The organism is Haemophilus sp. SZY H56, assembly GCF_054332415.1.
Genome location: NZ_JBTGNX010000009.1, coordinates 51,128 through 70,941, shown reverse-complemented (window position 1 = coordinate 70,941; position 19,814 = coordinate 51,128). Strand labels below are relative to the sequence as shown.

Below are 19,814 nucleotides of genomic sequence, written 5' to 3'. Positions count from 1 at the left end.
TTTTTATGCCTTAACCATTTTCGCTAACAAGATCTCTTTTAGTTTGTTATATACCCATATCACCCGCTCGGCGACAATCGTTTGATATGGTCGATATAAATAAAGCTGCCATTTTTGCTTTTCAATTTCAGGGAAGAGCTCCACCAATTGACCGTTTTCTAAATAGGGATCACAAACACTGTTGATAAGATAAGAGCAAGCGCGTCCAGCCAATGCTGATTGCAGTTCGCTTTGCACATCTGAGGCAAAAAAAATCGCGCGGTTTGGCATAAAGCGTTGTTCAGCATTGATTTGCCACTGCCAAATACGTTTAAGCTTAGGGTCAATCAAACCACTCAGCGGATAATTTTGAGCTAAATCTTGCAGATCTTTAGGAAAATCTAATCGTTTGAGTAAAGTTGGCGAAGCGACAATTTTTTCCGAAAAAGTGCAAATATGCTGCGCCACCCAATCCGGCTCGGGTTCTTGACAAATTCGCAAGCCAATATCGATCTGGTCATCCACACTTTTGAGCTTATCAATGCCCACCCACCAGTCAATCGCAATATCCGGGTAAGGCTCAAGTGCAGTTAATAATTCAAACAAAATTTCATCGTTATAAGGCATCGGAGGCAAAGTAATTCTCACAACGCCTTGCATTGCTTTATCTTTCACATTGTTTATGGAAAACAGCCGTTCACCTTCCGCCAAATATTGTGTGGCTTTCGGCAAAAATTGTTCGCCAAACTCTGTTAGCTTGATATTTCGTGTGTTACGTTTAAACACACTTTCACCTAATAAAGCCTCAAGATCGGCGATCATTCTTGTTACCACTTGAGGTGAAACGGCAAGCCGCTGAGCCGTTTCGCGAAAATTTAAGGTTTCAGCTGCGGAGCAAAAATAGCGAAGAGCCTCTAATTTATTCATCATTATTCCTTTTTTAAGAATAGTTTATTCTCATTTTATTGATTTTCAGTTCAAAAAACTAGGCTATACTTCACATCATTACGACAAATAACCTGTTTTAAATTTTCTTTTAACATTAGGAGAACAAAATGGCAGATCTCAAAAGTCCTGTGGCAGACCGTGCAGAACATAATGCGTTTTTCCCTTCAACGTACTCATTAAGCCAATATGTGGCAAAAAAAACGGATTTCGATGGTTTTAAATTCAACAAACCTTACACAGGCGGCAAACACAAAATTTTAATGGTCGCATCAGACGAGCGTTATCTTGAAATGAAAAATGGCAAATTATTCTCAACAGGTAATCACCCTGTAGAAACAATGTTGCCAATGTTACACATTCACCACGCAGGTTTTGAAATTGAAGTAGCAACCCTTTCAGGTAACGCTGTAAAATTTGAAATGTGGGCTATGCCAACAGAAGATGAAGCGGTGATGGGCTTATACGAAACCTACTTGCCGAAATTCAAAAGTCCACGTAAATTAGCGGATATGTTGGCGGAAGTCACTGCGGAAGATTCGCCATACTTAGGCGTGTTCATCCCTGGTGGCCACGCAGCATTGCACGGCTTACCGTTCAGCACCGATATGAAAGCTGTGTTAAACTGGGCGATAAAAAATGATAAATATATCATCAGTTTATGTCATGGTCCTGCGGCATTCTTAGCGGCAAGCGTGGACGAAAAACCAGAAGATTTCCCATTCAAAGGTTATGAAATCTGCGTGTTCCCAGACGCATTAGATGAAGGCGCAAACGTGGATATCGGCTACATTCCAGGTAAATTACAGTGGTTATTGGCTGAGCGCTTAGAAGCTTTAGGAATGAAAATATTGAATGAAGGCATTACCGGTCAAGTACACAACGATCGTAATGTACTAACTGGCGACAGTCCACTGGCGTCAAATAATCTTGGTATTTTAGCGGCGAATGAGTTGTTAAAGAAAGTAGGACAATAAGCCTAAATCAAGAAAAAGTGCGGTGAAATCAGATTTCATCGCACTTTTTGTTTATTAAGCCGGTTTTATGTCTACTAAATTCCCCCTATTAGAAAATAGGTATCAGATTAACCGCATTTTAAATCAACGAAAAATATTAATAAGCTGTTTCTATTGGTAAACCTGCCTTCTCCCAACCATCAAACCCACCGATTAAACTAAATACATTTTCATAGCCTTGCTCAACGAGAAACGTCGCCACATTTCGGCTACTCACGCCATGATAACAACTCACAATAATCGGGGAATCGAAATCCACCTGTTCTTCAAATTGTAAAAAGCTTTGGTTGGTTAAATGAAATGCCCCTTTTGCGTGGGAATAAGTAAAACGTTGTGGATCCCGAATATCTGCAAGCATGGCACCATTTTGTACCATTTCCCAAGCTTGTTCTGGACTAATTTCTTTAAATGACATGGTTTATTCCTTTAGCCCGTTGTTTATACACACCATCAAAAATAATCAGACTCATGGCCAATACTAAACAAATGAATAACGGATAGCTATTCGCATCCATTTCCTCTCCAATTAAAAATGAAATAATCACCATCAAAATGGTTTCAACATAACCTAAAAGGCCAAGTAAATTCATTGGCAGCATATTGCTCGCAATAACATAAGCAATCAATGCTGAGCCACTAATAAGCCCGAGTAATACCAATAATACCCAAATATTAGGATTCGATTCCTGCACGGTGGCAAAATCGGTTTGAAGGGCAAAGTAAACGCTTACTGGTAGTAATGCGATCATTTCTAAACAAAATGCGCCAAGATCAGTATTTTTTAAGGCTTTTCTTAGAGAGAAATAAGTCGTGTAGCCAACACAAATGACAATAGCTTCCCAAGATAAGCCACCTTTTAATATGATGTTGGAAATCACCCCGACTGTAGCAATTAATACCGCAATCAATTTTAGTGTCGAAATTCGTTCTTTAAAAATGAGTCGCCCCGCAGCCACCATCACAATTGGTAACAACAAATAACCGAAAGAGACACTTAAGGAGCTACCATTATTGGGTGCCCACAAAAAGAGCCACATTTGATAGCCCATTAATGCACCACAAATAATATAGGAGAGAACAAAGAGCGGTTGTTTTTTTATGCGTTTTATATGTTCCACTAATGCCTGTTTCTGTTTAAACATGATGACGGAAAGGGCGACGAAAGGAAATGTAAAAATCATTCGGTAGCCGAAAATATCCGTGCCGCTGAGGGGTTTCAGCAGCGTGGAAAAGTAATACATATAGCCAAATAAAAATGAGGCTAAAAGTGAAATGAGTACGCCTCTTAACATAATAAATCCTTAGGTCAATTTTGCTTATTATTCTAGTCTAACATCTCCCAAAATGCACGAATTAAGGGGTTTGCCAAATTTCTTTTTTGTACACAAACGCCCAAATCAAATGCCTCGACAGGATTGTCCAAATGCAAACGAGATACCTCCTTTGCCATCGGGTTATTATCAATCACCACATCAGGCAACATCGCTAATCCAAAACCGAGCGCTACCATTGGCACGATCCCTTCGTGTCCTGCTACGGTGGCATAAATTTTTGGATGTTTAATGTGTTTGCTACGTAGCCATTGTTCAATACGCTGCCGCGCCATTCCATCTAACGGCAAAATGAAAGGCATTTGCTGCCAATTGATGGGTTCTTCCTGTAATAATTGTGTCGCTAAACAAGCCACGTGAGGTGCAATCAATGAAAGGGAAATATCATCAATCTTATAAAACTCTAACCCTGCCGGCAGGTTGTTTGGTTTTCCTGCCAATGCAAGATCCACTTGCTCTGATTGAATAAATTGTACCGCTGAAGCGGGATCACCAGTTGTCAGTTGAATTTCTACTTTAGGATAACGTGTACGAAACTTGGCTAACACCTGTGGCAAGTGGCTATATGAAGCCGTTACCGAGCAAAATAAACGTAACTCCCCGCTTAATTCCGCAGAATTATCCCGAAGTTGGCGCTTAAACTGTTGCCAATTTTGCCATTCTGTTTTCGCAAATTGCAAAAATTTTTCACCTTGTTCGGTTAAACGCACTTGTCGATTATCACGAATAAATAAAGGCTGTTCTAATTCTTCTTCCATTCGTTGAATCTGACGTGAAAGCGTAGAAGGAGACATGTGGTTTTGGGTGGCGGTTCTGGCGAAGTTTTTTGTATCACTGAGGTGAATGAATATTTGTAGGTCGTTAAATTCCATAATTTCTTCTTTTATTTAATATCAGGTTTCGCCGATGGCGACTTACTTTCTTTTGCTTGTACAAAAGAAAGTAAGCAAAGAAAAATACACCCCAGTTAAATCGCTGATCTTTGCTTTGTTTCAATTTTCTTTACGGCAATTTTCTAAACTCGCTGCGCTCAAACAGACGAAAATTGCCTAAAAATTGAAAGTCACAAAAGCGATTTATATGGGGCTTAAGATGTATTAGCACATTATTTTAAAATGAAGTTGATTATAAGATTATTTTTATAATGAAAAATATTCAATTTTTAACCGCACTTTAAATCAAAGAAAGAATAAAATATTTTCCCTTCTTTGCCTACTTTTACTTTGCACAAGCAAAGAAAAAGTAGGTCGCTCATCGAGCGAAATACGATGCCAATTCACAAAAAAACAAAATAATTGCATAAATCGCAACATGACATTCCTATAATATCACTTTACGCAACAACAAAAAATCCTATAATCAAACCACAACAAAAAAATATGCAAACACAACCTCATACAAACATTAATCAACATCATACAAAGGATGAAAAATGGCTAACTATTTCAATACATTAAATTTACGCGAAAAATTAGATCAATTAGGTCGTTGTCGTTTTATGGATCGCAGCGAATTCGCTGATGGTTGCAACTACTTAAAAGGCAAAAAAATCGTTATCGTAGGTTGTGGTGCGCAAGGTTTAAATCAAGGTTTAAATATGCGTGATTCTGGTTTAGACATTGCTTATGCATTACGTCCAGAAGCGATTGCAGAAAAACGTGCTTCATTCCAACGTGCGACTGAAAATGGTTTTAAAGTGGGCACTTATCAAGAATTAATTCCAACCGCAGACTTAGTGATCAACTTAACACCAGACAAACAACACTCTAAAGTGGTGGCTGATGTGATGCCGTTAATGAAAAAAGATTCTGCATTCGGTTACTCACACGGTTTCAACATCGTTGAAGTAGGTGAGCAAATCCGTGAAGATATCACTGTTGTAATGACTGCACCAAAATGTCCAGGTACTGAAGTACGTGAAGAATACAAACGCGGTTTCGGTGTACCAACATTAATCGCAGTTCACCCAGCAAATGACCCACGTGGTGAAGGAATGGCAATTGCAAAAGCATGGGCAGCTGCAACCGGTGGTGACCGTGCAGGTGTATTAGAATCTTCATTCGTCGCAGAAGTAAAATCTGACTTAATGGGCGAACAAACCATTCTTTGCGGTATGTTACAAGCAGGTTCTATCGTATGTTACGACAAACTTGTTGCTGATGGTAAAGATCCAGCATACGCAGGTAAATTGATCCAATACGGTTGGGAAACCATTACTGAAGCCTTAAAACAAGGCGGTATCACATTAATGATGGATCGCTTATCAAACAGCGCAAAATTACGTGCATTTGAACTAGCTGAGCAAATCAAAGAAAGCCTTGGTTTCTTATATTACAAACATATGGATGACATCATCAGCAGTCACTTCTCTGCGACCATGATGGCTGACTGGGCAAACGGCGACAAAGATTTATTCGCATGGCGTGAAGCAACTGGCAAAACTGCCTTTGAAAATGCACCAAAAGCAGATGGCATCAAAATTTCTGAACAAGAATACTTTGATAACGGTGTATTAATGGTTGCAATGGTGAAAGCAGGCGTAGAATTAGCCTTTGATGCAATGGTAGAAAGCGGTATCTATGAAGAATCAGCTTACTATGAATCACTTCACGAATTACCGTTAATTGCTAACACTATCGCGCGTAAACGTTTATACGAAATGAACGTGGTAATTTCTGATACGGCAGAATATGGTAACTACTTATTCTCTAACGTCGCGACGCCTATTCTTGCTAAAGAAATCATTCCAACCTTACAAAAAGGTGACTTAGGTGAACCAACACCAGCAGTTGCTATCGACAACATCACCTTACGTGATGTAAATGATGCAATCCGTAACCACCCGGTTGAATTAATCGGTCAAGAGTTACGTGGCTACATGACAGATATGAAACGTATCGCTGTTGCAGGTTAATTATTAAATCGGTAAAATTCAAGCCAACTTATTCAATAAGTTGGCTTTTTTATAATCCAAAGGAATTAATATGAAAAACAATAAAATTTTTAACCGCACTTTTAAAGTGAGTCTGGTGGCTGTGGCGTTAGGATTAGTAAACCCTGTGTGGGCTATTGATTATAAGCTATATGAAGGTACCATATATAAGAATCCGGAAAGAACTGACTCTGAAGTAAAAAATATGAATTTTAATTCAGATTATGGCTATGATTTAACAAATAAAAATAATCTTGCAAGTGTATCTTTTCGGCTGAAAAATGGTTTAAAGGATAACGATTATCCAACAGAATCATTAATTTCCCTCGATCCTCGATTTTCTAATGGATCTACCTCATTAGAAATCAAACCTAATAGCACTTTCACATTATCGAAAGCTTTTCCTGCAAGTTCTGTTTTTGAATTGAGAGATTCAAACCTTAAATTTCACTTCGGTAATATCAATTTATCTGAGGGGCTTTCTACAGTTGATGCAGATGGTGAGACTGTTTCAGGAAATGTAGCATTTAATCTTCAAGATAATAGCACCATTGATATTGATGCAGTTCGTATAGTTAGTTTGGCTAAAGATGACGCAGGATACCAAGTGTATAATAAATCTACAGCAAATATTACCCACTCCTCTATTTTTCTGGGGGGGGGATAACAGCACTGCTATAGATGCCGAAAACTCAACATTATATATCAAAAATTTAGATATCACGCTACAACCAGCAGGTATCGATAAATCAACCACTATTGCATACATGTCTGAGAATACTACATTAAATATTGAAGACAGCTTGCTCAAAATTGAAGCGAAAGGTCAAAGTCAAGGTTTAGGTTTTTTACTTGATGGTGGCGTAACCAACATTACAAATTCTAACATTGAAAATAACACTGGAGATGTAGTTATTTTTACTAATAAACAAGATCCTCGAGATGAAACAAATAATTACGACTCAACTACCGTTAATCTAAAAAATACAAAAGTACCTGATGCAAAAGTGCTTGTAGGGTTAAATATGCCTGAACTAGCCGATACGGACTTAGCTGAAGGTGAAAAGACAAGTTCACCGAGATTTATTTTGAATGCAGATAACTCTCAGTTGAATGGTGTGGTAAAACAATACGACAACAAAAATAAAACACCTGTTACATTAAACCTCACTAACAATTCTACATGGGATTTAGTTAATAACTCAGAAGTAACTGACTTGCATTTAAATAATTCAGCCGTTTCCTTAACTAGCACCAAAGCGCCTTATGCTGTATTAACTATCACGGGAAATCTTACTGGCTCTGGCATATTTAATCTTTACACCAATATTGAAAATAACAATGCAAATAAAATCATTGTTCAAGGCACTGCTGAAGGTAATCATAAAATTGGGGTAACGAACCAAGGCGCAAATGTTGCTAACGGTAAAGTGACACTTGTCGAAACCCATGGTGGTAACGCTGCATTTAGCTTAACAAACCCGAATAATCGTGTAGATTTAGGGGCTTACCAATACTTCCTCACAAAAGAAGGAAATAATTGGGTGTTAGCGAACTCTAAAAATGAAGTCACCCCAACTCCACCTGTTGCACCAGTTACACCAAGCAAACAAGTGGTGACTCCAAGCAAACCTGCGGTAACGCCTAGCACCCCAGTAGTAACCCCAAGTAATCCAGTAGTACCACCAGCAGTTCTACCAAGCGAACCGTTACTTTCAAACTTAGCAAATGCACAAGTTTCTCTTCGCCAAGCACAATTGCGTTTAGTGGAAGATGATTTAAGTGGCATCCATCAACGTCTAGGCGAAGTGAAAAACGGTGAAAAAGGTAATGTATGGGTTCGTAATGTGAATTCTCGCCAAAAATTAGCCGCACTTTCGACTGGTGAGAGTGAAACTGCTGGCTTTAAACAAAACGTACATAGCTTACAAGTGGGCGCAGATGCTGCTGTAACCGATAACCTCCGTGTTGGTGGGTTTGTTGGTCGTAGCCAAGCTAACGTTGATTTCAATGGCCATTACGGTAATGGCAAAGTAAGAAGCAACAGCGTGGGGTTATATGCAGCTTACCTTGCAGATAACGGTATTTATGTAGATAACATCGTGAAATACAGCCGTTTACACGCTAACTCAGATCACACTGAAAAACGCCATTACAACGCTTATACTATTTCGAGTGAATTAGGCAAACGCTTTAGCCTTGTGAACGATTGGACAATTACTCCGCAAGCACAATTAGCGTGGACACATATTTCATCACAAGAGAATGAAGATAGCTTATCTTCTGTTTATTCTCGAATTGGTTTACGTGTAGCCAAAGGCTTTGCATTAAGTAATGGTTGGAATTTACAACCTTACGCGGCAGTCAATGCAATTACCAGCAAAAACCGTAGTAGCAAAATTCATTACGCAAACAGCGCGCTTGATGTTGCAAGCAGCCGCGGACGTTTTGAAAGTGCAGTCGGTTTAAATGCTGGATTTGCAAATCATCGTTTTGGTTTAGAAGTAAGCCGTGCTGACGGTAAAAACTTCGATAAACCTTATGCAATTCAAGCAGTCTATCGTTATCAATGGTAATATAAAAGGGCGGAGTAAAATCCGCCTTTTTTCTCTTTTTTACTCAATAAATAATATGTCAAAATCTTTCCCTTCTCACTCATTTACAACCAAACGAACGGCAAAACCTACTCGTTCATTTAAGCCAAAAGCAAAGCTACTTACATTAGAACAAACAATCGTTGTTTTATTTAACAAACCGTTTGATGTACTGACACAATTCACCGATGAAAATGGCCGAGCTACATTAAAAGATTTTATTACCATTCCTAATGTGTATGCGGCAGGACGATTGGATCGTGATAGTGAAGGGCTGCTGATTTTAACGAATAATGGTGAAGTGCAACATCGTTTGGCAGATCCTAAGTTTAAAACCGAAAAAACGTATTTTGTACAAGTAGAAGGCATTCCTGAAGAGACAGACTTAGACAAACTCCGCAAAGGCGTTGAATTGAAAGATGGGATGACGAAGCCTGCAAAAGTGCGGTTGATTTCTGAACCGGATTTTCTTTGGCCTCGCAATCCACCTATTCGTGAACGTCAAAGTATTCCAACGAGCTGGTTGGAAATTAAAATTAGTGAAGGGCGTAATCGACAAGTGCGTAGAATGACGGCACATATCGGCTTTCCGACATTACGACTTATCCGTTATCAAATGAGTCATTTAACACTTGATGGATTGGGTAATGGTGAATACCGCCGTTTGAATGAAGAAGAAATGCGTGCGCTATTCAAACAACTCCATTTAAATAACGCACGTTAAGATTAGAAACGTTGAGCGGGTTGTGCGTTTTCAACTTGCACGAAAAAGCCTTTATCATTCAAGATAATGCTGTAATTCGTAACATATTTAACGCCATTAGTTCTAACTATAGCGTTACAACTCCGAATGCCTTGTTGTGGGTAAGATTGTGTTTCATGCGCTTGGATAATCTGTTTTATAGTCATTGGTGTATTAGTCACGATACCTTGCTTGTGGAACGCATCAGATAATACGGCAAAGACTTTTGAATCATTACATCTTGGCACAACAACGGATTTTGTCACGGTATTCGCTGTTTTCTGAGTAACAGTTTCCACGCTATTTTCAGTCACTTTTTCAACAGATTTTAGTTCTGCTTTCTTCACTTCGGTTTTAGCCGCAGGTGTTTTTTTAGCCATCACTTTTTCAGGTTTCGCTGATTCTTTAACTGCAGTTTGCTTAGTTTTTTCTACTCGCTGTTTGCCTTTCGTTTTTGTCGGCTCTGCTTTAGAGGCTTTATTTGTCGTTTTATTTTTCATTTTTTCTTTTTTCGTTACCGCTTTTTTCGCTTCGGCAATTTTAGTTGGCTTTTTCGCTTCTGCTTTTTTGGCATCGGCTTTCTTTTTTGCTGTTTTGACTACGGCTTTAGGCGTAGTGGCTTTCTTGACTTCCACTTTTTTAACTGCCGTTTTCACTGACTTAGTTTGAGTTGATTTTGCCGAGTGATTTGGCGATGCTGCAAAGGCCAAAACAGGTAACAAGGCAAAAATCACCGCAAGTAATTTTTTCATCCGTTATTCTCCTTAAACAAAAAGTGCGGTCAAAATTAACCGCACTTTGAAATCATTTATAAATTAAAGATAGTAGTGTTCTACATAGTTTAATTTATCATCAAGTTTTAACACTAACGGTTGACCGGTTGGGATTTCAAAATCCATGATTTCCGCATCAGAAATACCAATAATGTGTTTTGCTAATGCACGAAGTGAGTTACCGTGCGCCACCACTAAAACACGTTTACCAGAAAGCATTGCTGGTGCAATTTGATCTTCCCAGAATGGTAACGCGCGTTCTAAGGTTAATTTTAAGTTTTCTGCGTTTGGTACCACGTCAGATGGGATGTTTGCATAACGACGGTCGTTATGTGCAGAGTTTGGATCTTTCGGATCTAAATCTGGAGGAGAAATGTCATAAGAGCGACGCCAGATATGAACTTGTTCGTCACCGTATTGTTCTGCGGTTGCTTTTTTATCTAAGCCTTGTAATGCACCGTAGTGACGCTCATTTAAACGCCAGTTTTTCACTTGAGGAATCCATAATTGGTGAGATTCTTCTAACACGATGTTACAGGTTTTGATTGCACGAGTTAAAACAGAAGTGAAGGCGATATCGAATTCATAGCCTTTCTCGAACAATTTTTTACCCGCTGCTTTTGCTTCTTCTACGCCGCGCTCGGTTAAATTCACATCACGCCAACCAGTGAATAAATTTTTTGCGTTCCACTCACTGAAACCGTGACGAATGAATACTAATTCCATAAGGATCTCCTAAGTATTGATAAAAAATGAATGGTTCTTTTATAGCAAAAAATCATTATGTTTAAAAGTAAAAAGGCGGCATTTACTGATCTTTCGCAAAAAATCGCCTGTAAACTTTTAGCCACTCAAAAATAATGCTAGTATTTAAGTTTTATTCGTCCCTTAATTTCTCTTAAGTTTAGATGTATGCAACAAAGCAATCGTAGAAAAAAAAGCTTATCAAAACTGACCGCACTTTTTGCTTGTGGCTTGCTTGGCTTTTCATCTTTCGCGCAAGGCAACGATCTCAACCAGATTCAAAAACAAATTAAACAACAAGAGTCAAAGATCGCTGAACAGAAGCGAGAACAAGCCAAATTACAAGCGAGTCTTAAACATCAAGAAAGCAAAATTAACAGTGTTGTCGGTGAATTACGCGAAACAGAATTAAGCTTAAAAGAAATTCGCAAGCAAATGGCGGAAACCGAAAAGCAAATCAAGCAATTAGAAAAGCAAGAGCGTGCGCAAAAAGTGAAGCTCGCACAGCAAATAGACGCTATTTATCGCTCAGGTGTAAATCCTTCTACCTTAGAAAGAATGCTTTCAGAAGATGCGAAAAAAGCGGAACGCATGAAACTGTATTATCAGCACTTAAATCAAGTTCGCATCGATATGATCAACAATCTGAAAGCGACACAAGAGAGTTTAGCGAAACAGCGCGAAGCGATTTCAGGGCAACAAAAAAATCATCGCGATCAACTTTCTACGCAAAAGAAACAGCAGCAAGAATTACAAAAAGCGCAGCAAGAACGCCAATCTACGTTAAATGAACTCAACAAAAACTTAACGAAAGATCAGAATAAGCTGGAAACGTTGAAAGCGAACGAAAATGCCCTTCGCCAAGAAATTCAACGTGCAGAACAAGCCGCTCGCCAACAAGAACAACGTGAGCGTGAAGCCCTTGCACAGAAAAAACAAGCAGAAGAAAAACGGACCTCAAAACCTTACCAACCAACCGATCAAGAACGTAAGTTGATTAATAGTACCAGTGGTTTAGGTAGCGCCGCTCGTCAATACAGTCGTCCAGTTTCTGGCCCAACGTTGTATTCCTTTGGCTCAATCCAAGCAGGCGAAGTGCGATGGAAAGGTATGGTTATCGGCGCACCAATGGGGACCGCAGTAAAAGCCATTGCAAGTGGTCGTGTTATTCTCGCCGGCCATCTTAATGGCTATGGTTATATGGTGATTGTGAAACACGGCGATAGCGACTTGAGTCTGTATGGTTTCAACCAAGCGGTATTTGTAAAACAAGGTCAGCTTGTTTCTGCGGGACAAACCATCGCACAAGTGGGGAATACGGGTGAGCTCTCTAAACCGGCACTTTACTTTGGTATCAGCCGTAAAGGGGTACCTGTGAATCCGGCTGGGTGGATTAAATAATGGCAAGGTTCTTTCAAAGTGCGGTCAAAAATACAATTATTTTTTCAACCGCACTTTTCTCTACTTTTAGTTTTGCACAAGGCAAGCTGGCTATTGTGATCGATGACATTGGCTATCATCCGAAAGAAGATGCAGAAATTTTAGCGATGCCAAAGGAAATCTCTGTCGCCATCATTCCTGCTGCACCCTATGCCAAAATTCGCAATCAACAAGCGAAAACGCAAAATCACGATATTCTCATTCATATGCCGATGCAGCCAATCAGTAATATTAAAATTGAGGAAGGTGGTTTGACTTTAGGGTTATCTGAAGCGCAAGTAAATGAACGAGTGAAAAAAGCTAAATCTATTGTGCCAAATGCCATTGGAATGAATAATCATATGGGCAGTGCAGCCACAGCCGATGCCACATTAATGACCTATTTAATGACCGCACTTCGCGAGCAACATTTATTCTTTTTAGATAGCCGAACGATCGGGAAATCAGTTGCGGGAAAAATAGCAAAAGAACAAGGCGTACGTGTATTAGATCGCCATATCTTTTTAGATGACAGTGATAATTTAGTGGATGTGCAACGCCAATTTCAAAATGCAATCCAATATGCACGTAAACATGGCACAGCCATTGCTATTGGGCACCCTCGTCCAAATACCGTAGCTGTATTAAAATCAGGAATAAAAAATTTACCCGATGATATTCAATTAGTGGGTATAGGCAGTTTATGGCGAAATGAAAAAATCTTGCCACCTAAATCATTTATCTTAATTTTTAATGATATTCCTGCACCAACCTCGGTTGCACCGTTTGAGCCAATTCCTTTATTACGGGGCGTGCCAAGATAACAAAAAAGAGCGGTTGAAAACTGCTCTTTTTTATCGTTTTAAACTTGCCTATCGACCATTTCGTTCAAAGAACAAGACAGTTGCCGCAACGCGTGAGTGAACGTTGAGTTTACGAAGTAAATTACGAATATGCACTTTAACTGTTTCTTCAGAAATAAAAAGCTGACCCGCAATTTGTTTGTTCGATAAACCTGTCGCAATTAAACGTAATACATCCATTTCTCGATCGGTGAGTGAATCAATGGGATCAACCGTATGTTTACGCTCTAAAAGTAAATTCTTAATCGAATCGCTTAAAATTACTTCACCTTGTGCAATACGTTTAATTTGCTCAAGTAACACATCTGGCTCAGTATCTTTCAATAGATAGCCATCTGCACCCGCATCGATGAGCGTGAAAATATCATTTTTCGCATCAGACACAGTTAAGATCAAAATTCGTGCGTCAACACCCTCCGCACGCAACCCTTTAAGGGTATCTAAACCAGAGAGGCCTTTCATATTCAGATCTAAAATAATTAAATCTGGGGATTCTTGAATCGCAATGGAAATACCTTCTGTACCGCTTCCTACATCAGCGACAACTTCAAAATTCTCTTCTAATTCCACTAATTGTTTGATACCGCGACGCATCAATGGATGGTCGTCGATAATTAATACTTTTAACTTTTCTTGCATAATTTTCTCCAAGAGATGAGAGGGCGCACATCCTATCGCCTGAAGGCGAAAACGTCCACAGCCTTAGATTATTTCTCAATAGATTTTCAAACGAGGGATTCTATCGGGATTTTGCCTATCTTCCAATGCATAGTTGCAGATATATTTGATTTATCTCAAATCATGCTTGTTTTGATTTAGCTAGTCGCAAGTCCTTTTGCTTTTAAATTTGAACGGCATAATACGCATGCCGCTTTCTGTCGAGTGCAATTGATAAAATTGCGGGTAATTAAAATTCCGTTGCACCATTTTATACGGATTTTTACAACCTTTCGAGCCGAGTGACTGATAAATCTGGTTCACTTCACGCACTTTATCATCTTTTAAGCCCTCGCATTGACGATAAATCTCGAGGCGATTCTTTTCATCTAACAAATAAACATTAAAGCTATTATCGGTATTATCTTCAAAGAAGAACTGTAAAAATCCTTCACTAGCAAATAAATCAATTTCAGGTGGATATCGGCGTGTTTCAGGAATAGTTTCTTTCTCTTCTAACTGAGTTGGTAAAACGTCTTCAAAATTGACCGCACTTTCTTTTCCATCGTCAATCGGTTGTAAGCTAATCCCTTTTTCTTCAAAGAAGAATTGCCAGTTTTTCCCAGCCACTCGTAAACGGGAATGCGTTGTTGGGCGACTATCACCTAATTGAATACTAATGCAACGATTAACCAAGGCACTTACTAAATTTCGTAATGTACGATTATAATGTTTACTGTAACAAAAAATCTGTACAGAACGAGGTTTATTTACGCCTTGATAAATTTTATTAGAAAGCACCTTTAAAGCTAGCAAAATCGCATTTTGGCCTTCAAAATGTAAGGTTCGAATTTCATTCCACATATTACGGTAAGTGAAATCAATGCTACCGACCAAGCTCTGCTCTAATTGACCAAAACTGAATAAATCACTTGGCGAGATATTGGATTTAAGTTCTTCCACTTGTGCTGTTGGATCATTCACCAAGTTCACCGCAATGAAAAGATCTCGGATTTCACATTGCGAAGAAAGTGCCTCATTTGTCGGTATTTGACCATTTGTATGGGGGAAAAACAATCGTAAATCAGCGACAAAATTACGTAAAGTGAGTTGGTCGATATTTTGACTAATTAAATGTAAATGCGTTTCTGCCGTCAACAAGCGATTAAAATAAGCCCATGAAACAACCTTATTTAAACTTTCCCCATATTCCATTACACGTTCTTTCGAAAACATAATATGATGTGGCGGTTGATTGACCACATACCAACCATCTTTAAAGTGTTTATTGCCATGAATTTCAATGAATGTAAGATGATCTTCCGCTAAATTATGCGAAATTTGAGGATTCAGTAGTGTAATTTTACCGGGTAACTCTTCAAATGCCGTATAAAGTTTACGAGAAAGTACCGTGATATCTTGTGGGATCACGCTAGAATTAATTTTATGTTTGCGTGCAAAATCAACCAGGTTTCGATAACTCATCATCAAGAAACTCACCAAATTATTGTGACTTTCTTTCACCCGTTTGATTTTCCAAGTTGGGCGTTGGTCCAATTCTTCAATACGTTCTTTCGACCACCCCCATTCTTGGGCCATCATTTTCATATAAGAAATACGCCAATTTGATGCGTGGTATAATGCAAAATCTTCCGTCGCTTTCACATAAAAACAAGAACGCACAAAATCAAGACGCTTAAATTCTGAATGTGCGGTCAAATATTGGCTAATTCTCTCTAAAATCGCAATATAAGGATCGAAATGATGTATAGCGGTGCTATGGCCAGAAAGCAAATCCTCTTTAAATTGGCGAGCAATTAACTGGGCATTTGGGTATTCTTGGGCATAAGTTTCTAACAATAAGATTTTCATCACCGATTTATAAGGCGAATCAATACCTTTATAAAGTTGCCACAAGCTTGCGCCAAAATATTCACTGGCTGAGAATTGCCCTAATCCACCAAAATCCACCCAATCATTTAAATTAAGCTCACCTGTCGCGACTAAACGCGCAACTTCGGCCTCATATTGCTTTTCATCTTCCACCCACAAGTGCAGCCACAATAATGGTTTACCCGCAAGGCGTACCGCAGAGCGATAAAATTCTTCCAACAGCAACATATATTGCGCAGAACCACTGTTTTCTTTAGTTAGCGGATCGGAATAACGTTCGTTACGGAAACGCTGTTGCGTCATTAAATAGAAGTGCATTTCTACATGAAATGTCGATGCCCATTGGCTGATTTTCTTCGTTTTTTCCGCTAAGCGCTGCTGATCTTGTTTAGACAAATCATCTTGATGGCAGATCCAAATATCTAGATCCGAAGCTGAAGTTTGGCTAATGGAGCCAAAACTTCCCATCACATAAATACCTAAAATCGGTGCAAAAACAGCATCAGAATTGACCGCGCTTTGCACACTTTCTGCAAGTTCAGAATGTTCTTTTGAAAGAAAATCTTGCTGATAATTGGAAAAAATAAAATCGGCGATGCCTGCGGGGGCATCTTCCACATAACCCGGTAGAGTGGGATGATTAAGATGCAACAATAATGGCATCAAAGAGACGATGTGTCGGAAGGCATCTCCAGAGCCCAATAGTGCTCGCTCCAAACGACGTTTGTCTAGTGCGTCAATACTTTTTCGAGCTTCATTGAGATCGTATTTCAAGGCTTCCTACCCATGGCCAAATAACTGGTGTTAATGTATCACTTACCTAATCGGAAATCAAAAATTTAAATGATCTGACTTTTTGCCCTAAAAATGGTAGCATAGGACACATTTCTATTTAAAATCAGCGGTATTTATGGCAGTACTTAAAACCTTAAAAATTGCGACTCGTCAAAGCCCTTTAGCACTTTGGCAAGCAAATTTTGTAAAAGATCAATTAGAAAAATTTCACCCAACACTTTCTGTTGAATTAATTCCGATGGTGACAAAAGGCGATGTCATCCTAGATTCCCCTTTGGCTAAAATTGGTGGGAAAGGCTTATTTGTTAAAGAGTTAGAAAATGCTTTACTCGAAAAACGTGCCGATATTGCTGTTCATTCAATGAAAGATGTGCCGATGGAATTTCCAGAAGGTTTGGGCTTAAGTGTGATCTGTAAACGTGAAGATCCGCGCGATGCTTTCGTGTCTAATACATACCGTTCATTAGATGAATTACCCCAAGGTGCTATTGTTGGGACATCAAGCTTACGTCGTCAATGCCAATTAAAACAATTACGTCCTGATCTTGATATTCGCTCCTTACGTGGCAATGTGGGAACCCGATTAAGTAAATTAGATAATGGCGAATATGATGCCATTATTTTAGCCTCAGCTGGCTTAATTCGTTTAGAGCTAGCAGAACGCATTGCCTCGTTTATTGAAGTGGAACAGTCATTACCGGCTGCTGGGCAAGGCGCAGTAGGCATTGAGTGCCGTGTTGATGATGAAGAAGTGAAAGCATTGCTTGCTCCACTTGCCGATGCAACTACGACGACTTGTGTTTTGGCTGAGCGTGCAATGAATACCCGCTTACAAGGCGGCTGCCAAGTACCAATCGGTGGCTATGCGATTGCGCAAAATGGCGAAATTTTCTTGCGTGCACTCGTCGGAGAAACCGACGGCTCTGCGATTATTCGTGCGGAAGGTAAAAGTGCGGTTGAAAATGCCGAAGCATTAGGCGTGACCATTGCTGAACAACTCCTAGCACAAGGCGCTGATAAGATTCTAGCAAAGATTTATTCAGCATAGGGAATCACCATGGCTGTACTAGTCACTCGCCCTGACGAACGAGGAAAAACCCTAGTTGAGCAGCTGAATCAAGCTGGTGTGGTTGCCTTGCATCTGCCTTTGCTTTCTATTGAAGCGGGTGCCGAGTTGGCACAATTACCGACGAAACTTAATCAGCTAAAACGTGGTGATTATGTGTTTTTGGTTTCAAAAAGTGCGGTCGATTTTGCGGATAAAACCCTGAAAGATATTGGCTTTAGCTGGCGTCAAGATTTACAATACTTTACAGTTGGACATAGAACGGCACAGCATTTTTCCTGTCAAACTGAATGTACTGTTCGTTATCCAATCACGTCGGAAAATACTGAAGGTGTATTAAATTTACCGCAAATGGCAGAATTAACCGATAAGAACTTGTTAATTTTACGTGGCAATGGTGGACGAGAATTATTACGCGAACAGGCCACACTACGCGGTGCAACTGTTGAGACAGTCGAATGTTACCAACGAGTACTGATTAGTTATAACAACGAAGAGCAGACCAGTATTTGTATTCGTTCCGGTGTACAAACCTTGGTGGTCACAAGCCTTGAAATTTTGCAGGCGTTAATCGAATTTGTACCTGAAAATGAACAAAGTTGGCTAAAAAATTGCTGTTTAGTCACGGTAAGTCAACGCATTGCGGATGTTGCAATACAACAAGGTTGGCATCATGTGGTGGTTTCCGCCGGTGCGGATAATCAAAGTTTACTTAATACCTTACTAAATGAAGTAACTCCCCTTTCTCACTAAGGAAAAGATATGGCGAAAGAGAAATTAACCCCAGAAACAACAGATGAAATCCAAGCAACAGATGCAGTGGAAATTCAAACTGAAGATCATGAACCTGTTGCACCTCGTACACAAACCGTTGTGAAGAAAAGTGGTACAGGATTAAGTTTATTGGCTATTCTCATTGCACTTGGCGTGGGTGGTGCAGGTTATTATTTTGGCCAACAAAAAGTGGATGAATTCCAACAAAAATTGACCGCACTTGAAGCTCAAATTAATAATAAAACAGTGGTTTCAGCACCTACTCAAGACGTAAAATTTGATACCACGCAACTTGCTCAATTAGAGTCAGCGAATAAAGCAACGCAAGACAAAATTGCACAAGTAGAAGAGCTCATCAATGCCAAATCACATGAGTTAGTTGGCTTACAATCACAAATCAATAAAGTGAGCGCGCAAGCTAATGCTCAACAACCTACTGATTGGTTATTCTCAGAAGCTGATTTCTTGCTCAACAATGCATTGCGTAAATTAGTGTTAGATAATGATGTGGACACATCGGTTTCACTCTTAAAACTCGCTGATGAAACCCTTGCGAAAGTGAACAACTCACAATCCGCGGCTATCCGTAGTGCTATCAATCAAGATCTGAAACAACTTCTCTCCGTAACTGGCGTGGATCAAAATGCGGTCATGCAAAAATTATCACAATTAGCTAATACGATTGATGAGTTACCTGTGTTGGATGTGAATTTCGGTGATGATCAAAATGCAACAAAATTATCAGATTCCCTGTCTGACTGGGCGGAAAATGCAGAAAAAAGTGCGACCTCATTCTTAAATCACTTTATCCGTATTTCACCGAAACATGGTGCGGTTCGCAAAGAATTATTAGCGCCAAACCAAGATATCTACTTGCGTGAAAACATTCGTTTACGCTTACAATTAGCGATTATGGCGGTGCCTCGTCAGCAAAACGAACTTTATAAACAATCTTTAGAAGCTGTTGCATCTTGGATTCGTAGCTATTTTGATACCAATGCTGAAGTGACTCAAAATTTCTTAAAATCAGTGGATGAATTATCTGAAGTATCCATCTATGTGGATGTGCCAAGCCAATTACAAAGCTTAAGTATGCTTGATAAGTACTTAAATCGTACACCTTTAGATGTTCAAAAAGTGGAAATTGAAGCAGAAAAAGCGGTTGATAATTCACCAAGAAAAGAAGAAGTAAAACCAGCACCTGAAGCGAAAGCGGAAGAGCCAAAAGCTGAAGAAAAACCCGCTGAAGCACCAGCTGCACAACCGGCAACTGAACCCCAACAATAAGGAT

At 39.4% G+C, this 19,814-nt stretch carries 18 protein-coding genes; 10 read left to right on the top strand and 8 right to left on the bottom strand.

The genetic code is table 11. The features are described 5' to 3' along the window. Positions 1 to 3: 3 nt before the first annotated feature. On the bottom strand, positions 4 to 906 hold the full coding sequence (locus tag ACXVWP_RS07925; protein ID WP_369866765.1) for a LysR family transcriptional regulator: 903 nt from the start codon (positions 904 to 906) through the stop codon (positions 4 to 6). 128 nt (positions 907 to 1,034) lie between these two features. Between ACXVWP_RS07925 and hchA the strand changes: the two genes are divergently transcribed. After that, positions 1,035 to 1,901, top strand: a complete 867-nt coding sequence (gene hchA, locus ACXVWP_RS07920; protein WP_049356820.1) for a glyoxalase III HchA — start codon at positions 1,035 to 1,037, stop codon at positions 1,899 to 1,901. 136 nt (positions 1,902 to 2,037) lie between these two features. Here the strand turns inward: hchA and glpE are convergent, their stop codons facing one another. The 3 genes from glpE to ilvY are packed head-to-tail and all read right to left on the bottom strand — an operon-like array spanning position 2,038 to position 4,143. Then, positions 2,038 to 2,355, bottom strand: coding sequence for a thiosulfate sulfurtransferase GlpE (gene glpE, locus ACXVWP_RS07915; protein ID WP_049356822.1), 318 nt, complete (start codon positions 2,353 to 2,355; stop codon positions 2,038 to 2,040). Beyond that, positions 2,345 to 3,232 (bottom strand): EamA family transporter RarD, encoded by an 888-nt coding sequence (gene rarD, locus ACXVWP_RS07910; protein ID WP_049356824.1) that lies wholly within the window; start codon positions 3,230 to 3,232, stop codon positions 2,345 to 2,347. Before rarD ends, glpE begins: the two co-directional genes overlap by 11 nt. A gap of 32 nt (positions 3,233 to 3,264) precedes the next feature. Further along, on the bottom strand, positions 3,265 to 4,143 hold the full coding sequence (ilvY, locus tag ACXVWP_RS07905) for an HTH-type transcriptional activator IlvY (protein ID WP_128787847.1): 879 nt from the start codon (positions 4,141 to 4,143) through the stop codon (positions 3,265 to 3,267). A gap of 560 nt (positions 4,144 to 4,703) precedes the next feature. On the opposite strand from ilvY, the gene ilvC reads away from it, so the two are divergent. From ilvC to ACXVWP_RS07885, 4 genes are all read left to right on the top strand, one after another. Then, complete coding sequence (gene ilvC, locus ACXVWP_RS07900; RefSeq protein WP_049356828.1) at positions 4,704 to 6,185, top strand: ketol-acid reductoisomerase; 1,482 nt, start codon at positions 4,704 to 4,706, stop codon at positions 6,183 to 6,185. Positions 6,186 to 6,255: 70 nt separating this feature from the next. Next, positions 6,256 to 6,870 (top strand): hypothetical protein, encoded by a 615-nt coding sequence (locus ACXVWP_RS07895; RefSeq protein ID WP_289902418.1) that lies wholly within the window; start codon positions 6,256 to 6,258, stop codon positions 6,868 to 6,870. 100 nt (positions 6,871 to 6,970) lie between these two features. Continuing rightward, entirely contained in the window at positions 6,971 to 8,779 is a 1,809-nt protein-coding gene (locus tag ACXVWP_RS07890; protein ID WP_369866764.1) for an autotransporter outer membrane beta-barrel domain-containing protein, read from the top strand. 55 nt (positions 8,780 to 8,834) lie between these two features. Next, positions 8,835 to 9,521 carry an rRNA large subunit pseudouridine synthase E gene (locus ACXVWP_RS07885; RefSeq protein ID WP_049356831.1) on the top strand — a complete coding sequence of 229 codons (687 nt, stop codon included), beginning with the start codon at positions 8,835 to 8,837 and terminating at the stop codon, positions 9,519 to 9,521. Positions 9,522 to 9,523: 2 nt separating this feature from the next. Here ACXVWP_RS07885 and ACXVWP_RS07880 read toward each other — a convergent pair whose 3' ends face one another. Next, positions 9,524 to 10,291, bottom strand: coding sequence for a hypothetical protein (locus tag ACXVWP_RS07880; RefSeq protein ID WP_289902416.1), 768 nt, complete (start codon positions 10,289 to 10,291; stop codon positions 9,524 to 9,526). A 63-nt stretch (positions 10,292 to 10,354) separates the two neighbouring features. Further along, positions 10,355 to 11,038, bottom strand: a complete 684-nt coding sequence (locus ACXVWP_RS07875) for a 2,3-diphosphoglycerate-dependent phosphoglycerate mutase (RefSeq protein WP_005694847.1) — start codon at positions 11,036 to 11,038, stop codon at positions 10,355 to 10,357. A gap of 186 nt (positions 11,039 to 11,224) precedes the next feature. Here ACXVWP_RS07875 and envC point away from each other — a divergent pair, with 186 nt between their 5' ends. Next, a complete protein-coding gene (gene envC / locus ACXVWP_RS07870; protein WP_289902415.1) occupies positions 11,225 to 12,457 on the top strand; it encodes a murein hydrolase activator EnvC in 1,233 nt (410 codons plus the stop codon). Further along, the gene (locus ACXVWP_RS07865) at positions 12,457 to 13,299 is read left to right on the top strand and encodes a divergent polysaccharide deacetylase family protein (RefSeq protein WP_128787852.1); all 843 of its coding nucleotides are present in this window, start codon (positions 12,457 to 12,459) and stop codon (positions 13,297 to 13,299) included. The genes envC and ACXVWP_RS07865 overlap by 1 nt, the downstream gene beginning before the upstream one ends. Positions 13,300 to 13,347: 48 nt before the next feature. On the opposite strand, the gene ACXVWP_RS07860 is transcribed toward ACXVWP_RS07865, so the two are convergent. Then, complete coding sequence (locus tag ACXVWP_RS07860) at positions 13,348 to 13,977, bottom strand: response regulator (RefSeq protein ID WP_049364186.1); 630 nt, start codon at positions 13,975 to 13,977, stop codon at positions 13,348 to 13,350. A gap of 180 nt (positions 13,978 to 14,157) precedes the next feature. Beyond that, the gene (locus ACXVWP_RS07855; protein WP_458473346.1) at positions 14,158 to 16,662 is read right to left on the bottom strand and encodes a class I adenylate cyclase; all 2,505 of its coding nucleotides are present in this window, start codon (positions 16,660 to 16,662) and stop codon (positions 14,158 to 14,160) included. A gap of 136 nt (positions 16,663 to 16,798) precedes the next feature. Between ACXVWP_RS07855 and hemC the strand changes: the two genes are divergently transcribed. The 3 genes from hemC to ACXVWP_RS07840 are packed head-to-tail and all read left to right on the top strand — an operon-like array spanning position 16,799 to position 19,810. After that, positions 16,799 to 17,731 (top strand): hydroxymethylbilane synthase, encoded by a 933-nt coding sequence (gene hemC / locus ACXVWP_RS07850; RefSeq protein ID WP_289902413.1) that lies wholly within the window; start codon positions 16,799 to 16,801, stop codon positions 17,729 to 17,731. 9 nt (positions 17,732 to 17,740) lie between these two features. After that, positions 17,741 to 18,502 (top strand): uroporphyrinogen-III synthase, encoded by a 762-nt coding sequence (locus ACXVWP_RS07845; protein WP_289902412.1) that lies wholly within the window; start codon positions 17,741 to 17,743, stop codon positions 18,500 to 18,502. 9 nt (positions 18,503 to 18,511) lie between these two features. Next, on the top strand, positions 18,512 to 19,810 hold the full coding sequence (locus ACXVWP_RS07840) for a uroporphyrinogen-III C-methyltransferase (RefSeq protein WP_458473345.1): 1,299 nt from the start codon (positions 18,512 to 18,514) through the stop codon (positions 19,808 to 19,810). Positions 19,811 to 19,814 lie beyond the last annotated feature (4 nt).